General features: G+C 52.6%; 14 protein-coding genes. 3 read left to right on the plus strand and 11 right to left on the minus strand.

Annotated features, from left to right (window positions below; all coding sequences use genetic code 11):
* Positions 1-3: 3 nt before the first annotated feature.
* Positions 4-555, minus strand: a complete 552-nt coding sequence (locus tag MKY64_RS10950) for a biotin transporter BioY (RefSeq protein WP_340952907.1) — start codon at positions 553-555, stop codon at positions 4-6.
* Between the two features lie 226 nt (positions 556-781).
* Here MKY64_RS10950 and MKY64_RS10955 point away from each other — a divergent pair, with 226 nt between their 5' ends.
* The 3 genes from MKY64_RS10955 to MKY64_RS10965 all read left to right on the plus strand — a co-directional run bounded on the left by MKY64_RS10955 (position 782) and on the right by MKY64_RS10965 (position 3,720).
* Entirely contained in the window at positions 782-1,759 is a 978-nt protein-coding gene (locus MKY64_RS10955) for a biotin--[acetyl-CoA-carboxylase] ligase (RefSeq protein WP_340952910.1), read from the plus strand.
* A 140-nt stretch (positions 1,760-1,899) separates the two neighbouring features.
* Positions 1,900-2,559, plus strand: coding sequence for a TetR/AcrR family transcriptional regulator (locus tag MKY64_RS10960; RefSeq protein WP_340952911.1), 660 nt, complete (start codon positions 1,900-1,902; stop codon positions 2,557-2,559).
* Positions 2,560-2,577: 18 nt separating this feature from the next.
* Positions 2,578-3,720: an alpha/beta hydrolase gene (locus MKY64_RS10965; RefSeq protein ID WP_340958061.1), complete on the plus strand. Its 1,143-nt coding sequence runs from the start codon at positions 2,578-2,580 to the stop codon at positions 3,718-3,720.
* A gap of 154 nt (positions 3,721-3,874) precedes the next feature.
* Here the strand turns inward: MKY64_RS10965 and MKY64_RS10970 are convergent, their stop codons facing one another.
* From MKY64_RS10970 to MKY64_RS11015, 10 genes are all read right to left on the minus strand, one after another.
* Complete coding sequence (locus tag MKY64_RS10970; RefSeq protein ID WP_340952913.1) at positions 3,875-5,587, minus strand: hypothetical protein; 1,713 nt, start codon at positions 5,585-5,587, stop codon at positions 3,875-3,877.
* A gap of 20 nt (positions 5,588-5,607) precedes the next feature.
* A complete protein-coding gene (locus MKY64_RS10975) occupies positions 5,608-8,730 on the minus strand; it encodes a family 43 glycosylhydrolase (protein ID WP_340952915.1) in 3,123 nt (1,040 codons plus the stop codon).
* A gap of 271 nt (positions 8,731-9,001) precedes the next feature.
* Positions 9,002-10,825: a sensor histidine kinase gene (locus tag MKY64_RS10980; RefSeq protein WP_340952917.1), complete on the minus strand. Its 1,824-nt coding sequence runs from the start codon at positions 10,823-10,825 to the stop codon at positions 9,002-9,004.
* Positions 10,822-12,291 carry a response regulator gene (locus tag MKY64_RS10985; RefSeq protein ID WP_340952919.1) on the minus strand — a complete coding sequence of 490 codons (1,470 nt, stop codon included), beginning with the start codon at positions 12,289-12,291 and terminating at the stop codon, positions 10,822-10,824. Before MKY64_RS10985 ends, MKY64_RS10980 begins: the two co-directional genes overlap by 4 nt.
* Before the next feature lie 103 nt (positions 12,292-12,394).
* A complete protein-coding gene (locus tag MKY64_RS10990) occupies positions 12,395-13,999 on the minus strand; it encodes an extracellular solute-binding protein (protein WP_155991530.1) in 1,605 nt (534 codons plus the stop codon).
* Between the two features lie 115 nt (positions 14,000-14,114).
* Positions 14,115-15,020 (minus strand): carbohydrate ABC transporter permease, encoded by a 906-nt coding sequence (locus MKY64_RS10995; protein ID WP_209870812.1) that lies wholly within the window; start codon positions 15,018-15,020, stop codon positions 14,115-14,117.
* On the minus strand, positions 15,014-15,964 hold the full coding sequence (locus MKY64_RS11000) for an ABC transporter permease (RefSeq protein WP_081751225.1): 951 nt from the start codon (positions 15,962-15,964) through the stop codon (positions 15,014-15,016). Before MKY64_RS11000 ends, MKY64_RS10995 begins: the two co-directional genes overlap by 7 nt.
* 137 nt (positions 15,965-16,101) lie before the next feature.
* Positions 16,102-16,320 carry a hypothetical protein gene (locus MKY64_RS11005; protein WP_340952922.1) on the minus strand — a complete coding sequence of 73 codons (219 nt, stop codon included), beginning with the start codon at positions 16,318-16,320 and terminating at the stop codon, positions 16,102-16,104.
* Between the two features lie 47 nt (positions 16,321-16,367).
* Complete coding sequence (locus MKY64_RS11010; RefSeq protein ID WP_340952924.1) at positions 16,368-17,546, minus strand: Ger(x)C family spore germination protein; 1,179 nt, start codon at positions 17,544-17,546, stop codon at positions 16,368-16,370.
* 18 nt (positions 17,547-17,564) lie between these two features.
* A complete protein-coding gene (locus MKY64_RS11015; protein WP_340952927.1) occupies positions 17,565-18,668 on the minus strand; it encodes a GerAB/ArcD/ProY family transporter in 1,104 nt (367 codons plus the stop codon).
* Positions 18,669-18,678 lie beyond the last annotated feature (10 nt).

Raw genomic sequence — 18,678 nt, forward strand, 5'->3', positions numbered from 1 at the left:
ATCTCACGCCCCCCTCTTCTCCTCAACCGGACTGAACACCCGGAGCTGCATGGTGATGACAGCGGCCAGCAGAGCCTTGATCAGATCTCCGGGCAGAAAAGCCGCAGACCCGGCAAGTCCGGTCCAGAGCGGAGTGTTCGTGATCCAGGCCATGGCAGAAGCCCCGATCAGATTCACCAGCAGAACGCCAAAGATCAGATTAACGGCGAACAGCTTCCAGGCCCGGAGCTTCGGCCAGACCGCTTCAGCGAACCAGCCGATCAGCCCGGCGGCCAGCGGCCAGCTGAACAGATAGCCTGCTGTCGGTCCAACGAGTATGGCCAGCCCGCCGCGTCCGCCTGGTAATACCGGTAAGCCTAAAGCGATAAGGATAAGAAAAATGATCAGGCTGAGTGCACCTGTCCGCCAGCCCAGGAAACAGCCGGCCAGCATGACGCCAAGCGTCTGGGCAGTGACAGGTACAGGAATAATGCCTAGCGATACGGGCGGAACCAAGCCCAGCACCGCGATAAGCGCGGCGAATAAGGCCGCATAGACCAACTCTTTGATTCTCAATTCAATAACCTCCACAAGATAAGATACAGGAATTGGGCGGCCTTCCGGTCAGGGAGTCCAGCCAACAAGCTGAATTATAGTGGAGGACGCCTTCATTGTAAACCATTAATTTTTAATAGGTTCACAATTAAGATGTGAGTATACCTGATTTTTCTAATGATCCTAAGCATGTTAATATATTTAAAGAGATGAGATCGGAACGTTAGACTTGTGGAGGGTTATAGGCATGACAGTTAAAGAACATATCCTGGCTTTACTGGATAGCAATAAGGGTGAATACTTCTCCGGCGAGGACATCGCCGGGCGGTTATCCGTGACGCGCAGCGCAGTGTGGAAGGCCATCAAAGCGCTGCAGAGTGACGGCTATTCCATTCAGGCCGTCACCAATAAGGGATACTCCCTGTCCCCCCAGACGGACATTCTGTCCGCCGCAGCAGTCGCCAAATACCTGGATGCCAGGGGGCAAACGCTGCGGCTTGAAGTTTTCAAGAGCGTGGCTTCCACGAACGAGCTGGTGAAGGCGCTGGCTTCCGGCGGTGAAGCGGAAGGCAAAGTCATCCTCTCGGAGGAGCAGACTGCCGGTCGGGGTCGGAAAGGCCGGCCTTTCTTTTCCCCTGCGGGGACGGGCATCTATATGAGCATTCTGCTGCGACCCCGGCTGTCGGCGGCAGATGCTACACTTCTGACTACCTCTGCTGCCGTTGCGGTGGCTCTGGCGATCGAGAGTGTGTCCGGCCTCAGCACGCAGATCAAATGGGTGAATGATGTATTCATGAACGGTAAAAAGGTATGCGGAATCCTCACCGAGGCTTCCCTGTCCCTGGAGAATGAGTGGCTGGATTATGCCGTACTCGGGATCGGGATCAATGTGGCGCTGCCTGCGGCGGGCTTCCCCGCCGCACTCTCTGAGATTGCAACCTCTGTATACAAGGAGGACAAGCCTCCAGGCGATCTGCGCAACCGGCTTACAGCCGAAGTGCTGAACCGCTTCATGGGCTATTATGAGCAGCTTAAGGAACGGCTGTTTCTGCCCGAATACCGGCAGCGCATGATGTCGCTGGGTGAGACGGTCATGGTTGTTAAGGAGCATAAAGAGCAAGCGGCAACCGCCGTTGATATCGACAACGACTGCCGCCTGAAGGTCCGGTATCCGAATGGCGACGAGGAATATCTGTCCAGCGGCGAAGTTCGTATTCTGCTCTAACGCTTAGAAACCACAATTCGCAAGAGATGCTTGCGGGGTGTGGTTTTTTTGTGCCATTATTCCGGCTCGGATATTTGACATGTGAATTGATTATCGATATAGTGTGAATGGATTCACACCACGTATTAAAGGAGGAAGCGATGCCAAAAAATACGTTCTTTCGATTGGATGAAGCCAGGCGCGAGGAAATATCGAACAGGGCTATGCAGCTTTTTGTGGATCATCTTTACGAGGATATATCGATGAAGATGGTTCTGGATAGCTTGTCCATGCACCCCGGAACCTTCTACCGTTATTTTGAAGACAAAGATGACCTGTATTGTCACTTAATCCGTAATGTGACCCGGAAAAGAGCTGCGTATTTTAATAACAGTACTGAAGATTCCCTGTTCCGGTCTTTCCTTACCGGCTTATTTGGTAACGTGAATGGTACGGTGGCCGAGCCGCTGAATGAGCTGGAGGTCAAGCTTACTGAGACTTTTTTACACATTCCCGAGGACATACTGCTGAAAGTATATCTGAACGTGCTAAAGGGCGAGTCCTTCCCCTTGATCAAGGATATTATACGGCGGCTGAGGGTGGACGGATATCTCCGGCCTGATATTGACGATGACCTGATTTCATTTATGTTTGAATCTATGCAGTTTAATTTAGTCATGTTTTATAGGGAATTCGGGATTAAGGATTCTCAGATGCAGCATAAGCTTAGCAAATACTTTGCTGACTTTATGGGTCATGGTCTGCTTGAAGATCATAAATATTCCGAGCTGGTTAGCGATATTAAAAAAGCAAAGGAGTAGAAGTGTATGAACAAGCATATGAGAACTTACGAGGTTTTTCCAGCACCTGTTGGCAGCTATACGGTTGGCCGGACTCAGATGGATCTGGAGTACACGGCTTCGGACCATTCCACAAGAGAACTGACAGCGTTCGTATTCTATCCGTCTGACAGCAGCGAAGGTAAAGCTACATCAGCATACATGTTTCCTGAAGTCTACGGGTTGTTAAAGGATCAGCCGCTCGTCACGGGGTATGTTACAAGCGATTTTTTCTCCATAGAGTTCAAGACCCGGTGTTACGAAGAACTTGCTCTCTCCGCGAAGGAGCAGCGCTATCCGGTGTTATTCTATGTTTGCGGCGGGGGCGGCTCTCCGGAATGGGGCACAGTGCTCTGTACAGACTTGGCCAGTATGGGATATGTTGTGGTAAGCATCGGCCATCCGAATAGCACGATGTACAAGCGTACAGACGGGCGTCTGTTTAATGTATCCAAGGACTTCTCCGATGCTATCATAGCGTTGTCTGAAGATCCGGAGATGCTGGCGCTGGCTGGTAAGATGGAGATGCGGCCTGACGATGAAGCTGCCGTTCAGATGTGCCGTAGCGTGCTTGCACTCCCGGTACTTGCCAAGTTAACAGAGTTTAGTGAGTTACAGGCAGAAGATGTGCGTTTTGTAGCCGATGTTCTGTACAAGCTGGACACTGGAGAGCTGGATTCTATCTTTAAAGGCAGACTGCTTGTTGACACCGGCATGGGCATCGTCGGACATTCTTATGGTGGGCTTACGACGGCGATGGTCTGCCGGGACGACGACCGGTTTACCTGCGGGATTGGCTTGGATAGCGGTGCATTCGGTCTCCTCGATAGCGATCTTAATACGCCCTTCCTGCTGCTGTATCGTGAACCCAACTACAACATGAATGCGATCATTGGCGCTAACAATAGCAGAGAAACCTATTATTTCTCTGTTGACCGGGTTGCGCATTTAGATTATTGTGACATCGTGTTTACTGGTATTAATGAGGACCTTAGAGGCGAACGGGATGCGATGGAGATGCGAAATCTGGTTACAGACTATACGAAGACCTTTTTGGATCATTACCTCCGGCAGAAGGCGGCAAGTGTGGAAAGTCTGGCTTACGATGGCGTGGACTTGGTCAGGAAGACCAATAATAAGTGAGCCTTACAGTTTCAATTTTCACCGGCAACAGAGAAATATCTACCCGGCGCCGAAGTCCATATTCTGTCTAAAACGCCAAAAAACCGCACCCCGCAAGCAATGTCTGCGCGGTGCGGTTTTTCAATTGCGGCTTATGAATGCTCCAGTGCTAAAATCACTTACTCCCCTGCGCCTGCTGGGTAGGCCCGTAATTCGCCGCTCCGGTGAAGTGAACATCTTCCGGCGTGGGATACACTTTCGGGATGCGCAGATCCCGCTGATATAGTCTCAAATGCTCTCCCCGGGGAGAGATATCCACGACATCACAGCCTCTCCAGTATACCTTGTATTCCTCACCGCGCACCGTCTCCTTCACAGTCAGCGTTTCCATTGGATGCTCCAGTTCCAGAGTGTCGCCTGCTCCAACATTGCGGATAACAAGCAGATTCCCTTCCCTCTCAGGTGTGCAGAAGGCTCCGTTAATCTTCAGGCTGGGGTTCTGACCCATCCAGTCATAGACCCGTACCGCAACATCGCATGGCTGCTTGGCTGTAATGGACATATAGCCCCGGTCGGGATAGCTCATGGTGACGGCAGCCTCCTTCGTCTCCTTATCCACCGGCATATTGACGATTACCGTTCCGTCATGGAATTCCACCGCCCGGTTCCATACGATCTCCAGGGCCACCGGAGCCATGCCGACACAACAGCCCGCAATCGAGCGGAACTTGGATAATGACATGGAATTGACGAGCGAGCCTCCGGTGAAGCCCCCGATCATTCTTTTATCAATCTCCCTGTAGGTTATACCTGCTTCGTCAGCCCGGGTGTTGTCTGTGACCACGTAGGAAGATACCTTAAGCTGATTCTCCACCAGCTGGTTCCGCGCAAACAAGGTCATATCCTCCCAATATTCCTCATACCCGGCCAGAATCAGCTCATTCGCACATTCGATCATATCCTTGATGCAGCAGGTCTCGCAATGCTCCTCATGCGGCGGATGCCACTGGGCATATTCCGGCACCCAGCCGAAGGAGGAGGACAGGCTGCGGATATAATCATAGATTCCTTTACCTGCGGTAATATACCGCTCCTTGCCTGTTACCCGGCCCAGACGTACCAGCCCGGAGGCCACCCAGCCTGCGGAATGGACATGGCCGAAGAATTCCATCCTGTAATTGAAATAGCGCGAAGGTCCGAGCAGATGGTTAGCAATGCCCGTTGCCAGATCAAGCGCGGCCTCATCTCCGGCAATTTCATATCTGCGCACCAGAGAATGCAGGACAATGGCATTGCGGATCGCCTGCTCCCCACGCCCGGTATGCCTGGACAGCTCGAAGCCGCCGTCCTTCAGGTACACATCATTGGGGAATTCGTACAGGGGCTCCTGCTCCTCATAATCCCCCGACCAGAACGTTCGAACCTTCCGCACGATCACCAGAGAGCGCATTCCCCTGACCAGCCCGGCTGCTCTGCTCTCCGCCTCCTGATCCCCGGGATCATTCTCCAGCATGCGGTTCAGCGCAGGAAGAATATAGCCCATTTCATGAAAAGAACTATGATTCGTATGCGTCCACGGATAAGGCTCATGAAAGCGCAGGCCGTGCTCTCCCCAGGACTTCATGAGATGACGGTAAAAGGATTGCTGCACCGCAGCGCCTTCCTCCGTCTTCAGCATTTTGCGCACCGCATCGATGGCCTCATACCAAGAGCCGACCAGCTCCGCATCGTCCACCCGGCAATGGGCAGCCTCGGCAGGCTTCTTATGCGGCAGTATCAGCCAGTAGGGCAGATTGTCTTCCTGCTCATCCACCATAGAGGTCAGATACCCCAGAACGAGCTTGGCGTTGTGTAACGGCGTGAACTTTTCATAGACCTGACTTGACATGTTGACTATCCCTCCGCTGGTTAATCTCCGGTAACCCTAACCTTGAAATCGTCGAAGTCGATGGACGCATTCGCGTAGCCGTCAACACCGAACAGTTGTCCAGTCAGAGTGCTGCCGCCAGTGTGGCGGAAGGCGAAATCCGTAGCGGCCGGAACAGATTCATTGTTGATATACACGCTGTACGTCTTGGCATCCCAGTTCGCGACCATTTTGATGGCGTACCATGTGCCCAGCGAGAAGTCTCTCACCTTGACCTTGTTGGAACCGCCATTTTGCACAAGGATTTTACCGGAATCGAACGCTGTAACCATCGAATAGTTGCTTGTACCGCTATCATTTCTTACCATGGCGCCGTTGGCATACTGGAAGCTGCTGTTTAACCGGACGCGATACTCTATGACAATGCGCTGATTCCCCGCAGCACTAACCTCCCCAAGATAAGGCAGGAACAGGTTGGCTTTGCCTGATACCGCGGTCGTGGTCAGCCGCAGAAATTTGTTGCCGGCTTCTTCCTGGACTACAGCCGTAGCGCCATTCGTCAAATCCTGCGCAGTAATGCCGTAAGGATATTTGCCTGCTGTATCGCCGGAGAAATCCCGGTACGCCTTATAAGTTATGCCGTTCTGCGTGGTATTCAGCGAATTCAGCAGGGCGGCTTCCGCATTAGCCAGCGCATTCAGTTCTGCATTGAACTGCGCCTCCGTCAGCTCCGCATTGCCGGCCAGCGTCTCCGCTTGATCCACAGCGGCAACGAAGTCCGCATACTTGGCTGCACTATAATTGCCTGCCCCGTTTCCAAGCGGATAAGAGTTATTTGCCAGCTTGCTGCGCAGCTGACTTACGATCTCATCCAGACCATAACCAGGTACAACCTCTACAGAGATAGTGGAGGAGAACTCCTGGCCGCTGATCTTGAGCGTCACAGGAATCTGAACCGTGCCAATGGTGCTGAAGTCCAGTCCTGCCGTCTCGCTGCCGGTCACCTGGGCCTGAACCGTCTGGTTGTGGTAGACGGCATTTACAACGCCCGGAAGCACGGGAACCACGCCTGAAGGTGTCTTCACTGTTGAAGTGACCTGAACGGCATTTGACGCGGCAATGACCGTTATACGGTGAGTGGTTTGCTTGCCACCATAGGAGGCAGTAATTAGCGCCGTGCCCGGTTGAACGGAATTTACCGTATGGGTGGCCGGGTCGATGACTGCCACGCCTGGATTGCTGCTGGTATATTGCGCACTTCCTGTTACATCCTGAACTTCATAATTGTTGTAATATGCTGTTGCCCGCAACGGTGAGCTGATCTGGCCGCTGATCAGCACAGGCTCAGGCCCGGTGAGCGTCAAGGACTGTACTGTTTTCGGTTCAGCCTTGACGTTAACTGCAACGGCAGCAGTTTTGCCGTTATAGGTGGCGGTAATGGTTGCACTTCCTGCTCCGGCGGCTTTCACCTGATTCCCTGCTTGAATCACGGCTACATTCGTATCGGACGAGGTCAGGATCACGCCTGCCGTGATAGCAGCATAGGTAGTTCCTGTTACTGTATAAAGGGGCAGACTGCGGATCTCGTTAAGACCAAGCGTATATCCGGGAGTCCCGAACAGCAGCTCCGTTGTATTCAGCCGGGATAGATCCAGGCTATCGATGTCGGCCAGATTATTCCCCTTGGTGAAGCGGAGAACGTTGTCTCCCTGCTGAAGATAGATTTTCGCCGTGGAGGCTCCCCAGCGGTTCGCGCCGGAATAGACAATATTCATCGTCGCTCCGGGCCCGCCGTTGACCGACAGGATATGGGAGGCATCCCCCGCATTCGCAGAGCCGTTGCTGTTGCGCACGGACATCACATAGAAGCCCGCTTCCGGCACGTTAACGTTGAACTGGGCGTAGTCGTAAGCGTTAGCCAGATTGGTGATCTTCATCCCGCCGGAGGCGGAGCTTTCGCGCCGGACTGCTGGGGATGAAGTGCCAGCCGGATCTTTTACAAGCAGAGCTTCTTCAGCTTGATAACGAATCCGGGCTGGCTCGCCTGATGGGATTGCTATCGGACTGTTCGGATTAACGGGTTCTCCCAGGTTCGGCGTGTTATCTGCGTTCCAGGAGAACTTCTGCGCGCGGACATTGCGGGTCCAGCCTGAGCCCGGCCAGCGGGCGGAGTGGTAGATGATCCAGTCCTCGGTCCCGTCCGGTGAGGTCACGATACTGTGATGGCCCGGGCCATAGACACCGTTCGCGCTGGAGAAGATCGGCTGATTACGCTTGGTCCAGGAAGCGGGATTCATCAGATCAGCGCTGGTGCTGGCGGTGATCAAGCCGAGACTATAGCTGTCTGTCCAGCTCCCATTGGCGGAGTAGACCAGATTGATCTTGTTCCCCTTGATCGTAATCTGCGGGCCTTCATTGATCCGGCCGGGTGAGGTCTCCCAGTCATACTCCGGCGTGGACAGGAGCACTCGCTGCGAGCTGATCGTCCACGGATTGCTCATTCTGGCGATGTACAGGTTCTGAAAGCTGCCATCGGTGTCCTCCCAGCCGGACCAGATGAAGTAGTGCTGGTCACCGATCGTCAGCACAGTGCCGTCAATCGCCCAGCGGTCCGTGGCATCGGTAATCTTGCCTTTGAAGGTCCAGCTTCCGGTCATCGGATCGGCACTGGCATTCTCCATCACATACATACGGTGGTTAGCGTTGGTTCCGTTATCGGCTGCAACGTAGATATACCATTTGTACTGGCCGTCCGTGTCTTTGAGATAATGCATCTCCGGCGCCCACACGTTGGAGCTGTACATGGTTCCCTTAACTGGCGACCAAGCCAGACTCCGCTCGCCTGCTTCAATACCGGTAATCGTCTTCGACCTGCGGACCATCACTCCACTGGCATTAACAAAGGTGTTGTAATAATAGCCGTCCGTGTGCTTGTATACCCAGGGATCGGCCCCGGTCTGCATGATGACATTGTAGAAATTCGTCACATTCGTTCCTCCTTGTGCAGCCACTACCGGCTCTGGTAGAGACGTCCCCGACTCTTCCGCCGCAGCTCTCCCTCCCCACTGAGGTAGCATGAGCAGGACCGCGAGGCTGAGCAGCAGAGCTTTGACGCTTGTTCTGGACCACTTCTGTTCTTTCCGGGCAAAATTAACCGCTTTCATTTTTTCATCTCCTTCTCGTTCGAATGATGACTCCGGCTAGCGTACTCATAATACCCTCCAGGGCCGCTTAAAAAAATGGACTATCTTAAATTGTTTTTGTAACCGTTTTAGTAGAAAATAATTTCAGTGCGTCAACGAGCCAGGTCAGTAACCAAACAATTGGATACTTGGCTAACAAATAATTGGATAAACGCAGCTCATCCTGAAGCCTGCCCTCCCCCATGCAGCCAAACAGGGCACCTCCCGCTAAACGGAGGTACCCTGTCCAAACTCATATACTATTAACTCCTCCCGGCAGCTTCGGGATTTTCACGTTCACGGTTGTCCCATAGCCCAATCGGCTGTCAACGGTAAGTCCGTAGCCTTCTCCGAACAGATGGCGGAGCCGGTTATGAATATTCAGCAGCCCGATGCCCTGCGCCGATTGCCCGGTCAGGGCAAGCTCCTTATGCTCCAGGCCAAGCTTGGCCTGAAGGGCGGCCAGTTCCTCCGGCTCCATTCCCCTGCCGGTATCCGTAATACAGAAGCACACATCTCCGCGCGCATCCAGGCTCCCGCTAATCTGAAGGCTTCCACCCTGATCCATCCGTTCCAGCCCGTGATAGACTGAATTCTCCACGATGGGCTGGAGGATCATCTTAGGGGTCTGCAGCTCCAGCAAGCTCTCCTCCACATCGAGCGACAAGGAGAATTTATTCTCGTAGCGGATCAGGATGATCTTCATGTAAGCTTGTATGCAGTCTACCTCTTCACGGATCTGCACAAGATCATCCTTCTTGATGCTATAGCGGAAGATCTTGGACATGCAGTACGTAATTTGCGCAATCTCCCGGCTCCCATACTCCAGTCCGATGCTGCTGATACAATTCAGCGTATTATACAGGAAGTGGGGATTAATCTGGCTCTGCAGGGCAGAGAACTCCGCCTGCTTCTGGCTCAGCTCGGATTCGTATAGTCTGGCCTGGGTATTGAACATCTCCCGCGTCATTTCGTCCATCTCGTCCATCATCCGGTTAATATCCTGGGCCAGCAGGCCCACCTCGTTGGTGAACCGGACTTTGATCCGGAAGCCTCTGTCCCGCCCTGCCACCTTCTTCATATCCATGACCAGTCCCATCAGGGGACGCATCAGATTGTGTAAGAAGAAGCTGCCTGTAATAATCATACTCACAATAATACCAAGGCCGACCATAATGCTAACCTTCCGCATGGGAATCATGTCGGCCGTCAGTTCCTGCACCGGGATCATACTGACCACACGCCACCCGTCAGCCTGCTCCAGCCCCTTAACCTGAACGAGAACCTCCTTGCCGCCGATCGTTGCTTTTACCCCGTTAAGCAATTGGTTCTTGTCCATAGACAGCACATCTTTGATCACATTGCCCCGCGCATAGGAATTGGTGGAGGCAACCACCTCGTCCCGGTTATTCAGAATATACAAGGTGGAGTTGTGCGTTAATTCCGTATTCGCGACCAGTCCCTGCATTTTGTCCATATTGACCATCACCATGCAGTAACCCGTAATCTGTGAGAAATGGACGCCCCCGATCGACTCCACAATGGGAGCAATATAGAAGAACTGATCTGTCCCTGTCCGGTCATCCTTCAGAATGGCGGTGAACTTCCCCTTCTGCCGAAGCGCAGGATCGTTCTTGTACGGGCGGATAAAGGTCTCATACAGGTTAATATAAAAAATATCGCCGCTTGCAGAATCCTCGCTGGAGAGGCGTCTTCCCTGGAGGTCATTGATCATGATGCCGTTCACATACGAATTGAAGGACCGCATATATTCCATCAGATCCAGGGCATAGGGAGCGCTGTCGAACGCCCTTTTGTAATCATCATCGGCGATGGTGAATTCCTGAATCAGCTTGCTGTTGACCGCAAAGCCGGTGCTGATCCGGATATCATTGAACACCGAATCAATCTTGCGGCGGGTCTGCTCAATCATCTTGTTGCTGTAGGTGACCGCCCGCTTCTGTGTCAGGTTCGAGAAGCTGTAGAAGAAGTAGAACTCCATGACCATGAAGATCAGGATGGAGCACACGATGAACAGCCATAGCTGATGCTTCAATTTCACCTTGCCGGTCTTCATGGCCTGCGGCTCCGTTCACTTTCCCTTTTTCTGAATTTGGCGGGCGTCATCCCGCAATGCTTCTTGAACACCTTATTGAAATAATAGTAATCTACATACCCGGACTGGATGGCAATGCTCTCAATAGACAAGTCTGTCTGCTGCAAAAGCCCGCGGGCTTTCCTGATCCTCAGCTCAGCCACGTATTCAGAGAAGGTTTTGCCCAGATTCTTCTTGAACAATTGACAGCAATACACCTGATTGATGAAAAATTGGACCGACAGCTCCTTCAAATACAGCTTCTGCTCATAATTCCGGTCGATATAGGCGACCATCCGGTTGAAGCAGGAGAGAATATCCCCTTCCTGCAAAGCACGGCTATTCCCTTGCCGGAGCACGGTAAGAACGTCATGCAGGAAGCTGCACAGCGACTCCAGATCCTCGAACCGCTCCTTCAGCTCGGCATAATTCAGGAACTCCAGCTCCATGTCTCTGAGTTCTTCCGAATAAGCGCTAGTCAGAAGTCCGACGGCCTGATTCCATAAGTAGACCACCTCAATCATTCCCAGCTCATGAAGCCTGAAGTATTCCTGCAAGCCCAGGATGTAAGTCTCGATGCTGTCATATTGATTACCATGAACTATAGAGTGCAGCTCATCTATACAGGGCTTCACCAGAGGCAGCTTGGGATTATAATAGTGAAATGCGCCGGAAGCATCATCCACGAATACCCGGGAGGCCGCCAGCTCTGCTTCCTTGATCAGCTTGCTGATCTGCTTAAGCCCGCTGCCGATGCTGCTGATCCCCACCACAGGAAGCCCTGGACTGCCTGCGGCCGCAGGCCATTCATCCGTGATTCCTTCCAGCTCACTCTCCTGCTCTGTGATCAGAACCGCCAGCAGGGTGCTTGCTCCGTTCTCTACCTCCAGCACATGAACCGGCTGTCCGTCCAGCTTCAGCAATTCGCCGAGCTTCGGCCGGTCTGCCTCATAATGGACAGCAAGCACCCGGCAGCAGCCTGCACTCATGCCGGCAGGAAGGCAGCGCCTGATCTCATCTTCATCTGCCGAGGTAAGCGCATCCAATAGAAGATGATTGCGCGCCGCACTTCGCCGGGAGAAGTGCAGGGCGAGCTTCGCCAGGAACGTATCGGTCATATCCACATCCAGCGGCTTCAGGAAGTAATCCAAGGCCCCGTAGCGCAGCGCTTCCTGGGCGTATTCAAATTCCGCATACCCGCTTATAATGACGAATTCCGAGTCTATGCCCTGCGCTTTGGCCCGCTTCATCAGATCGAGCCCGGAAATCTCCGGCATCCGGATATCTGTGACCACCAGATCCGGCTCCTGCAAGGCGATGGCTTCCCACGCCTGATATGCACTTGTGAACTGTCCCGAGATTTCAAAGCCATACTGCTCCCAGTCAAAGGCATTGCTGATCCCTCTAATCGCCCACGACTCATCATCTACAATAATGACCTTGTACATGGATATCCTCCTGAGACTGTGGATTCTTCTGATGTGGTTACACAAAGGAAATGCGGATAAACCAGGCCAATGAACAGCCGGTGGTTTATCCGTATTTCAGGTGTTACTTCTTATTCGCTGTGACTTCCCTGTAGTTCTTCACATTCTCTTCCTGAACCGCTTTACCGCCGGCATCCATGTATTCTTTGACCAGCTTATCGTACAAGGCGTCGAATTCGGACTCCTTGGCCACGATCAACCGGTCAATCATCTGCTTGTTCATATCGCCCAGCGTCTTGCCGTATTTGATGTTGGATTCGTTCGGTACCCCGTAATAGAAGGATGAATAGCCGTCTGTTGTGTTAATTTTGTACGATTCCATAGCGAGTTCCTCATATTGCTTATCCCCGGAGGCCAGGGCTGCGGCATAGGTTTTGACGTTCTTTTCGGTGTCACCCAGCTCAGCGCCGTTAACAATCATCGTATAATCCATGTTCAAATTACTCATCTGCATTTTCTCGCCGGTCTGTGATATCCCTTGCGGAATGCCGTCTTTCAGCGTATGGTGAACGCCTTCTTCACCGAACTGCAGGAAGAACATCACCTCCGGGTCCGCCATCCAGTTCAGATATTTGACCGCCAGCTCCGCGTTTTTGCTGCTTTTAGGAATGAAGGAGAAGATTCCGTTCTCATTATATACCTCTTTGAGGTATTTGCCTTCGGCATTTTTGAAGGTATCCACCGGAACATAGTGGGCATCCGGCGAGTTTTGCTTCAGTGGTTCACGGATTTTCTGGGTCATCGGATAATCCCAGTTGGCGGCATAGAAGCCGACCTTGCCGTTGGTGACATCGGCATCCGCTTGCTTGGTGGTTTTGTCCAGGGCAAAATCGGGGCTGATCAGCTTCTCATTATACAGCTTATTCAGCCATTTGTAGGCATCTTTGTTGCCCGGCTTCAGCCAGTTCGGCGTGGTGACGAATTCCTCCTCTGACATCTGGCCCCAGAAGGATTGAACGAGGTTGCCGAAGGTGTAGTTCATGCCGGCTGCCGCCGTTGCCCAGGGAATGACGCCGTTCACATTGCCCGGGTTCTTGTCGCGGAAGGCCACCAGCGTATTGTATAACTCATCTCTATTGGTCGGAAGCGGCATCCCGAGCTTGTCGAGCCAATCCTTACGGATGAACATCCCGTTCCAGGCCAGCAGGGTGCGCTTGCCCGGGATGGATACCTGCTTGTCGTTATATTTGCCGTAAGCGAGAACGTTCTCCCCGAGATAAGCCTTTAATTGCTGGCCGTGGCTCTCCAGCAGCTCGTCGAGCGTGTAGAGGCCGTCACTTTTGGCAAAGCGGGTCACCAGTGTCCCGTCATAGGTGAACGAGATGTCCGGAGCCTGGCCCGCAGCCATTAATACATTCAGCTTATCAACCTCCTGGGACCGGGGAACCGGTACATATTCCACAATGGCGTTATTCGGCTTGCCGAAATGCTCATTCACATATTTCGTCCAGAAATTATTATTCAGATCCGGCTGGCCCTGAACCCCTCTGTCGAACACCTCCACCGTAAGCTTTGCAGGAGGATCAGAAGGAGACTTTGCTGCATTAGACGACTCCGGCGCGGCTGTCTCTTTGCTCTCTTTATCATTGCCGCCGCAGCCCGCTGCAACGCCGGCCAGCAGCACGGTGCTGCACAGAACGGCCGATATTTTCTTGATGCCTGTCTTCACGGTATACCACCCTTTCATCTCTTATCATGATAGTAATCCAGATTATAGCTTTCTTGCCCAGGCAGCTTCAACTTCCGCCAGTCTGGCCTCCCCCCTTCCGCAGAGTATACCCGCCTCAGCCCTTTATCGCGCCCGTCATTACACCGTCGACGAAATACTTCTGCAGCTTGGGGTAGATCAGCAGAATCGGAATGGTGGTGAACATGACGCTTGCGGCTTTCAGCGACTCTGGCACGATGAACGAGCCGACACTGCCCTCGCCGCCCTGCTGGCTGTCCAGCTGCTGGTTGGCTGAGATGATCTGGTACAGCTTGAGCTGCATGGGATAGAGCTCTTTTTTGGTAATATAAAATAACGCATCCTGGAATCCGTTCCACCGGTCTACGGCATAGAAGAGACTTAAGGTGGCAATCGAAGGCAGCGAGAGGGGCAGGACAATCCGGAGAAGAATTCCCAGATCCGAGCACCCGTCAATGGACGCCGATTCCTCCAGACTCTCGGGAAGGGAGCTGAAGAAGGTTTTCAGGATAATCAGATTAAATACACTCATCGCGCCCGGCAGCACCAGACTCCATATCGTATCCATCATCCCCAGGTTCTTGATCAGGATATAGGAAGGAATCAGACCGCCGCTGAAATACATCGTGAAGACCAGAGCGGACAACAGGAAGTTTCTCCCCCACAGCCGCTTTTTCGTTAACGGGTACGCCGCACAGATCGTCAGGAACATACACACCACCGTGTAAAAAATGGTCAGGACAATACTATAGCCCAGCGTATACAGCATATCGGCATCGCTAAGAATCGTCTTATACGTCTCTACAGTGAAGTCTACCGGCCATAAGCTAACCTTTTGCGAGATAATCGCTTCGTTGGAGCTGAATGATAGCGCTATCATATATAAAAACGGGACAATGCAGGTGAACGACAAAGCCACTATAAAGACTATAATCGCAATATCTGCCACACTTGTTTTCCGGCCAATCCGCCCTGCTCGTATCGTACTTGCCGCTCTCACCATATCCCATCCTCACCCAATTTCTTCGCAATATAGTTGGCACCGATCAGCAGGGTCAGACCTACCACAGACTGGAATAGCCCGACGGCCGTTGCCTGGGAGAAGTCTCCCGAGCTGATACCCACTCTGTACACGAAGGTGCTGATGACATCGGAATATTCGCTGACCAGTGAATTCCCCATTACAAACGGGCGGTCGAACCCGATCGATACCATTCGGCCAATCTGAAGAATCAGCAGAATGTTAATCGTAGATTTAATGCCCGGCAGTGTAATATGCCACATTTTGCGGAGTCTGCTGCAGCCGTCCATATCGGACGCTTCATACAGCTCCTTGTTGATACCGGTAATCGCCGCGAGATAAATAATCGTCCCCCATCCGATATTCTGCCATACCCCCACAGTAATATAGGTGACCAGCCAAGGGGTCTTCTGCGACAGAAATTCAATTTTCGACAGTCCCAGGCTATCCAGGAAAAGATTGACCATTCCGCTGTTGGAGAACATCAGATAGACAATCCCGCCGATAATTACCCAGGACATGAAGTGAGGCAGATAGAGAATCGTCTGCGTTAATTTCTTGAACCTTGCCATGCGGACTTCGTTAAGCAGAATCGCCAGGATAATCGGGGCCGGGAAGCCCGCCACCAGATCCAGCACATTCAGGACCAGCGTATTTTTGAGGGCACGGTAGAAGCTGTCCTGCTGAAAAATAAACCGGAACACATCCAGTCCCACCCATTCGCTTCCACTCGTCCCCTGAAAAATATTGTAGTCCTGAAAGGCCATAATCAAGCCGTAAATCGGTGCATATTTAAAAATGGCAATGTACAGGAGTGGCAGCAGCAAAAGGATGTAGAGTAGGGCATCTCTCCTGATCCTGAGCCAAAAGGTGTGTCTTCGCGTGAGTCCGATTTGATCTTGCTGATTGTTTAAAACCGCTTTCATTTCTCCCATCCCTCCGGCTGTATTAAGGAGCTCTCTTGTTCTTTATTATAGCTACCCCGGGAGATATGAAAATGTAATCGCTTAAATGAATTTGGTAATAACTTAAAAGACAGCCCCCGGAGGGACTGCCTTAAGCTTCATTTCATAATCAGATCGATTCTGCCGAACAACAGCTTCACCAGCTCGGTGGGACCCGGCAAGCCTGGTTGAAATAACAGAAGAATGGTAAGACCCGCCGCAGCAAACGTAATGCCTGCAATCACCTTTCTGGCTTTCTTGTCCTTACTGCCCCGGAATTCAAAAATAATGATCCCGCAGGACAGCAGCAGAATTGATAGGATTATTGCTATTTTCATGCTTCCCCCATCCTTCTATGGTTGCTGGAATTCAGGCGTACCTTCCGTCAGTTGGCCGATTGCTCTGGTATGCCTTGGGGCCCGGTTGATCTTCCGTTACCAGTAATACTCGTCTTGACGGAGACCTCCACCTGCAGCTCGGGGTACATAGTCTCCCACTGTTCCTTCTTTGCCTTCCACTCTTGCGGGTAATGTTTGCGGAAGGAATCGGCGAATCTGTAAAAGTCGGTCTTCTGCTCCTTTTGGGACATATGGAGTGCCTGATCGGCAGCCTCCTTAAGCCGCTTCTCCCAAGCCTTCTTCAGCGCTATCACCTTCGACGGATCAGTCAGATTGGCATCAGTTGTATTCAGAACGACCTCTCCACTCGCCACAATCCGGACCTTCATCATCCATTCCCCATTAACGATGCTTGGCTTCAGCATGGTGGTGATTTGTTTGGACAGGATCGAGAAGGCCCCCTTCTCCCCTTCCAGAGTAACCGGCATGATAATATTATTAAGCTCATTAATCATGAGCAATACTCCGAGGCTTACCGGTTCTTTTACAGTGAGGGAATAACGGCCGTGCTTATACAGGCTTAACCCCTTGAGTGAGGGGGTCGTCGCATTCGGTCCATCGTTTGGTTCCGGGGGAGCAATCAGGATACGGGTTAGGATGGCCGAACCGCTGGCTCCCTGAATGGATTGGGATAATTCCAGCAGAGTCACACGCGTGCCCAGGTTCATATTCGCCATTTCCCGGAGAGATTCGGAGGAGCTGCGCTCCAGCGGGTCCAGCAGGGCAAGAATATCCTTGGCGGAATCCTTGCTGGAGAAGATATACGCATGTTCGCGGAACTGCGGATAACGGAGGAAGAAATCGACGAATTCACGCAGCCCCTGCTTCCCCGCCTCTTCACTGATCACAATCACCTCACATTGGCCCCAGAACATATGGCGGGCGACCTTCCGCTGCAGCCGGTTCAAGGCTTCCGCAATGTTCACTCCTTCAGCAGTGCGGGTCATGGTGACTCCGCTTGCGCTTTCGCCTGCCCCGCCGCTCTCCGAGCCGCCGCTTCCTTTACGCGGAATGAAGATCTGGGCCGTCAATTGTGCCTGGCCGTCTTTATAATCCACGCCGGTGGCGAGCACGATGGCCAGGTCATTGATCTCCGTCCGGTCCCAGCATCCGCTGAGCAGTATACTGCTCAGCAGCAGCATAATCATGACTCTGCTGCCCCGCATTGCCCTCCCTCCTTATCATCATCCCTTGCTCAGAAGCTTCAGCCCCTTCTTCAGCAGAGCCAGTCCATAGATTGCGGCGGGAAGCCCCACCAGGAACATCATTGTATATATGTTAGCCGAAGCACTGATAAGCGCAGCCGCGCCCGCAGCGCCCGTAACTACCCAGTAAGAGAACAACATGCTTACGAAGGCGAGCGGAATCACCAGCGGTTTATAATCGTCCAGCCCGAACCATTCAGCGGCTGAGGTGGCGAAGATGTAGAGAAAGACAGAGATTTTGACAAAGATCCCGAAGATCCAGATCGCAATAATGAGCGCCTCAATATGCTGCAAGAAATCGGCAATCGTAATGTAACGTGCAGCAATCATCACCGGAAAAGCAAAGCTGTCCGTCAAATCACCCATCAGCAGCAGACAGAACAGATTGGTCACCGTCATCGCCAGTGTCGTTACGACAAGCGAAACGAGCATCGTCCGGCCCAGATGTTTCTTGCTGTTGATGTAGGGCAGCAGAAAGGCCAGCACAGAATATTCACTGAACCATGCCGCCGGAGCCACCGCGCCTTTGACGATAGGAACGAATCCGTTCTCCATGAACGGAAGCAGCTCGGCAGGCCGGAGTTCTCCGGTCAGGAGCACAAAGATCAGGCAGAGCATCACCACCAGGAGCGTAACGAACACCTGGGCGGTCCGGCTGACCACCTCTATGCCCTGCCTTACATTAATCGCGCAGACCGCAACCATCGTCCCCATAATGACAAGCAGCGGCGTCTTGGGAAGTGCATTATTCACAATGAACTCGCCGTATTCCAAAATAATCAGGCCGTTCAAATGGGGCAGAAAGAGCAGAAAACCCAGCCCGATCACCTTGCCCGGCAGCCACCCGGCGATCAGCAGACTGGACTGCATAATGGTCTTGCCGGGATAAAGCCGGTTCAGTCCAAGCGAGATCCCTATAACCGTTACTCCAATCAGCGAGCCCAGGATGGGCGATAACCACATATCATGTCCTGCATAATGCATGGTGATCCCGGGGACAGACAGGATAGCGGTGGCAAGAATCGAGGGGAAAACAAGGAAGGCCAGCTGGGTAACAGATATTTTCCCTTTGTCAGTCAACATAAGAATCCCC

The sequence above is a fragment of the Paenibacillus sp. FSL R7-0210 genome (assembly GCF_038009085.1).
Classification (GTDB): Bacteria; Bacillota; Bacilli; order Paenibacillales; family Paenibacillaceae; genus Paenibacillus_AQ; species Paenibacillus_AQ silagei.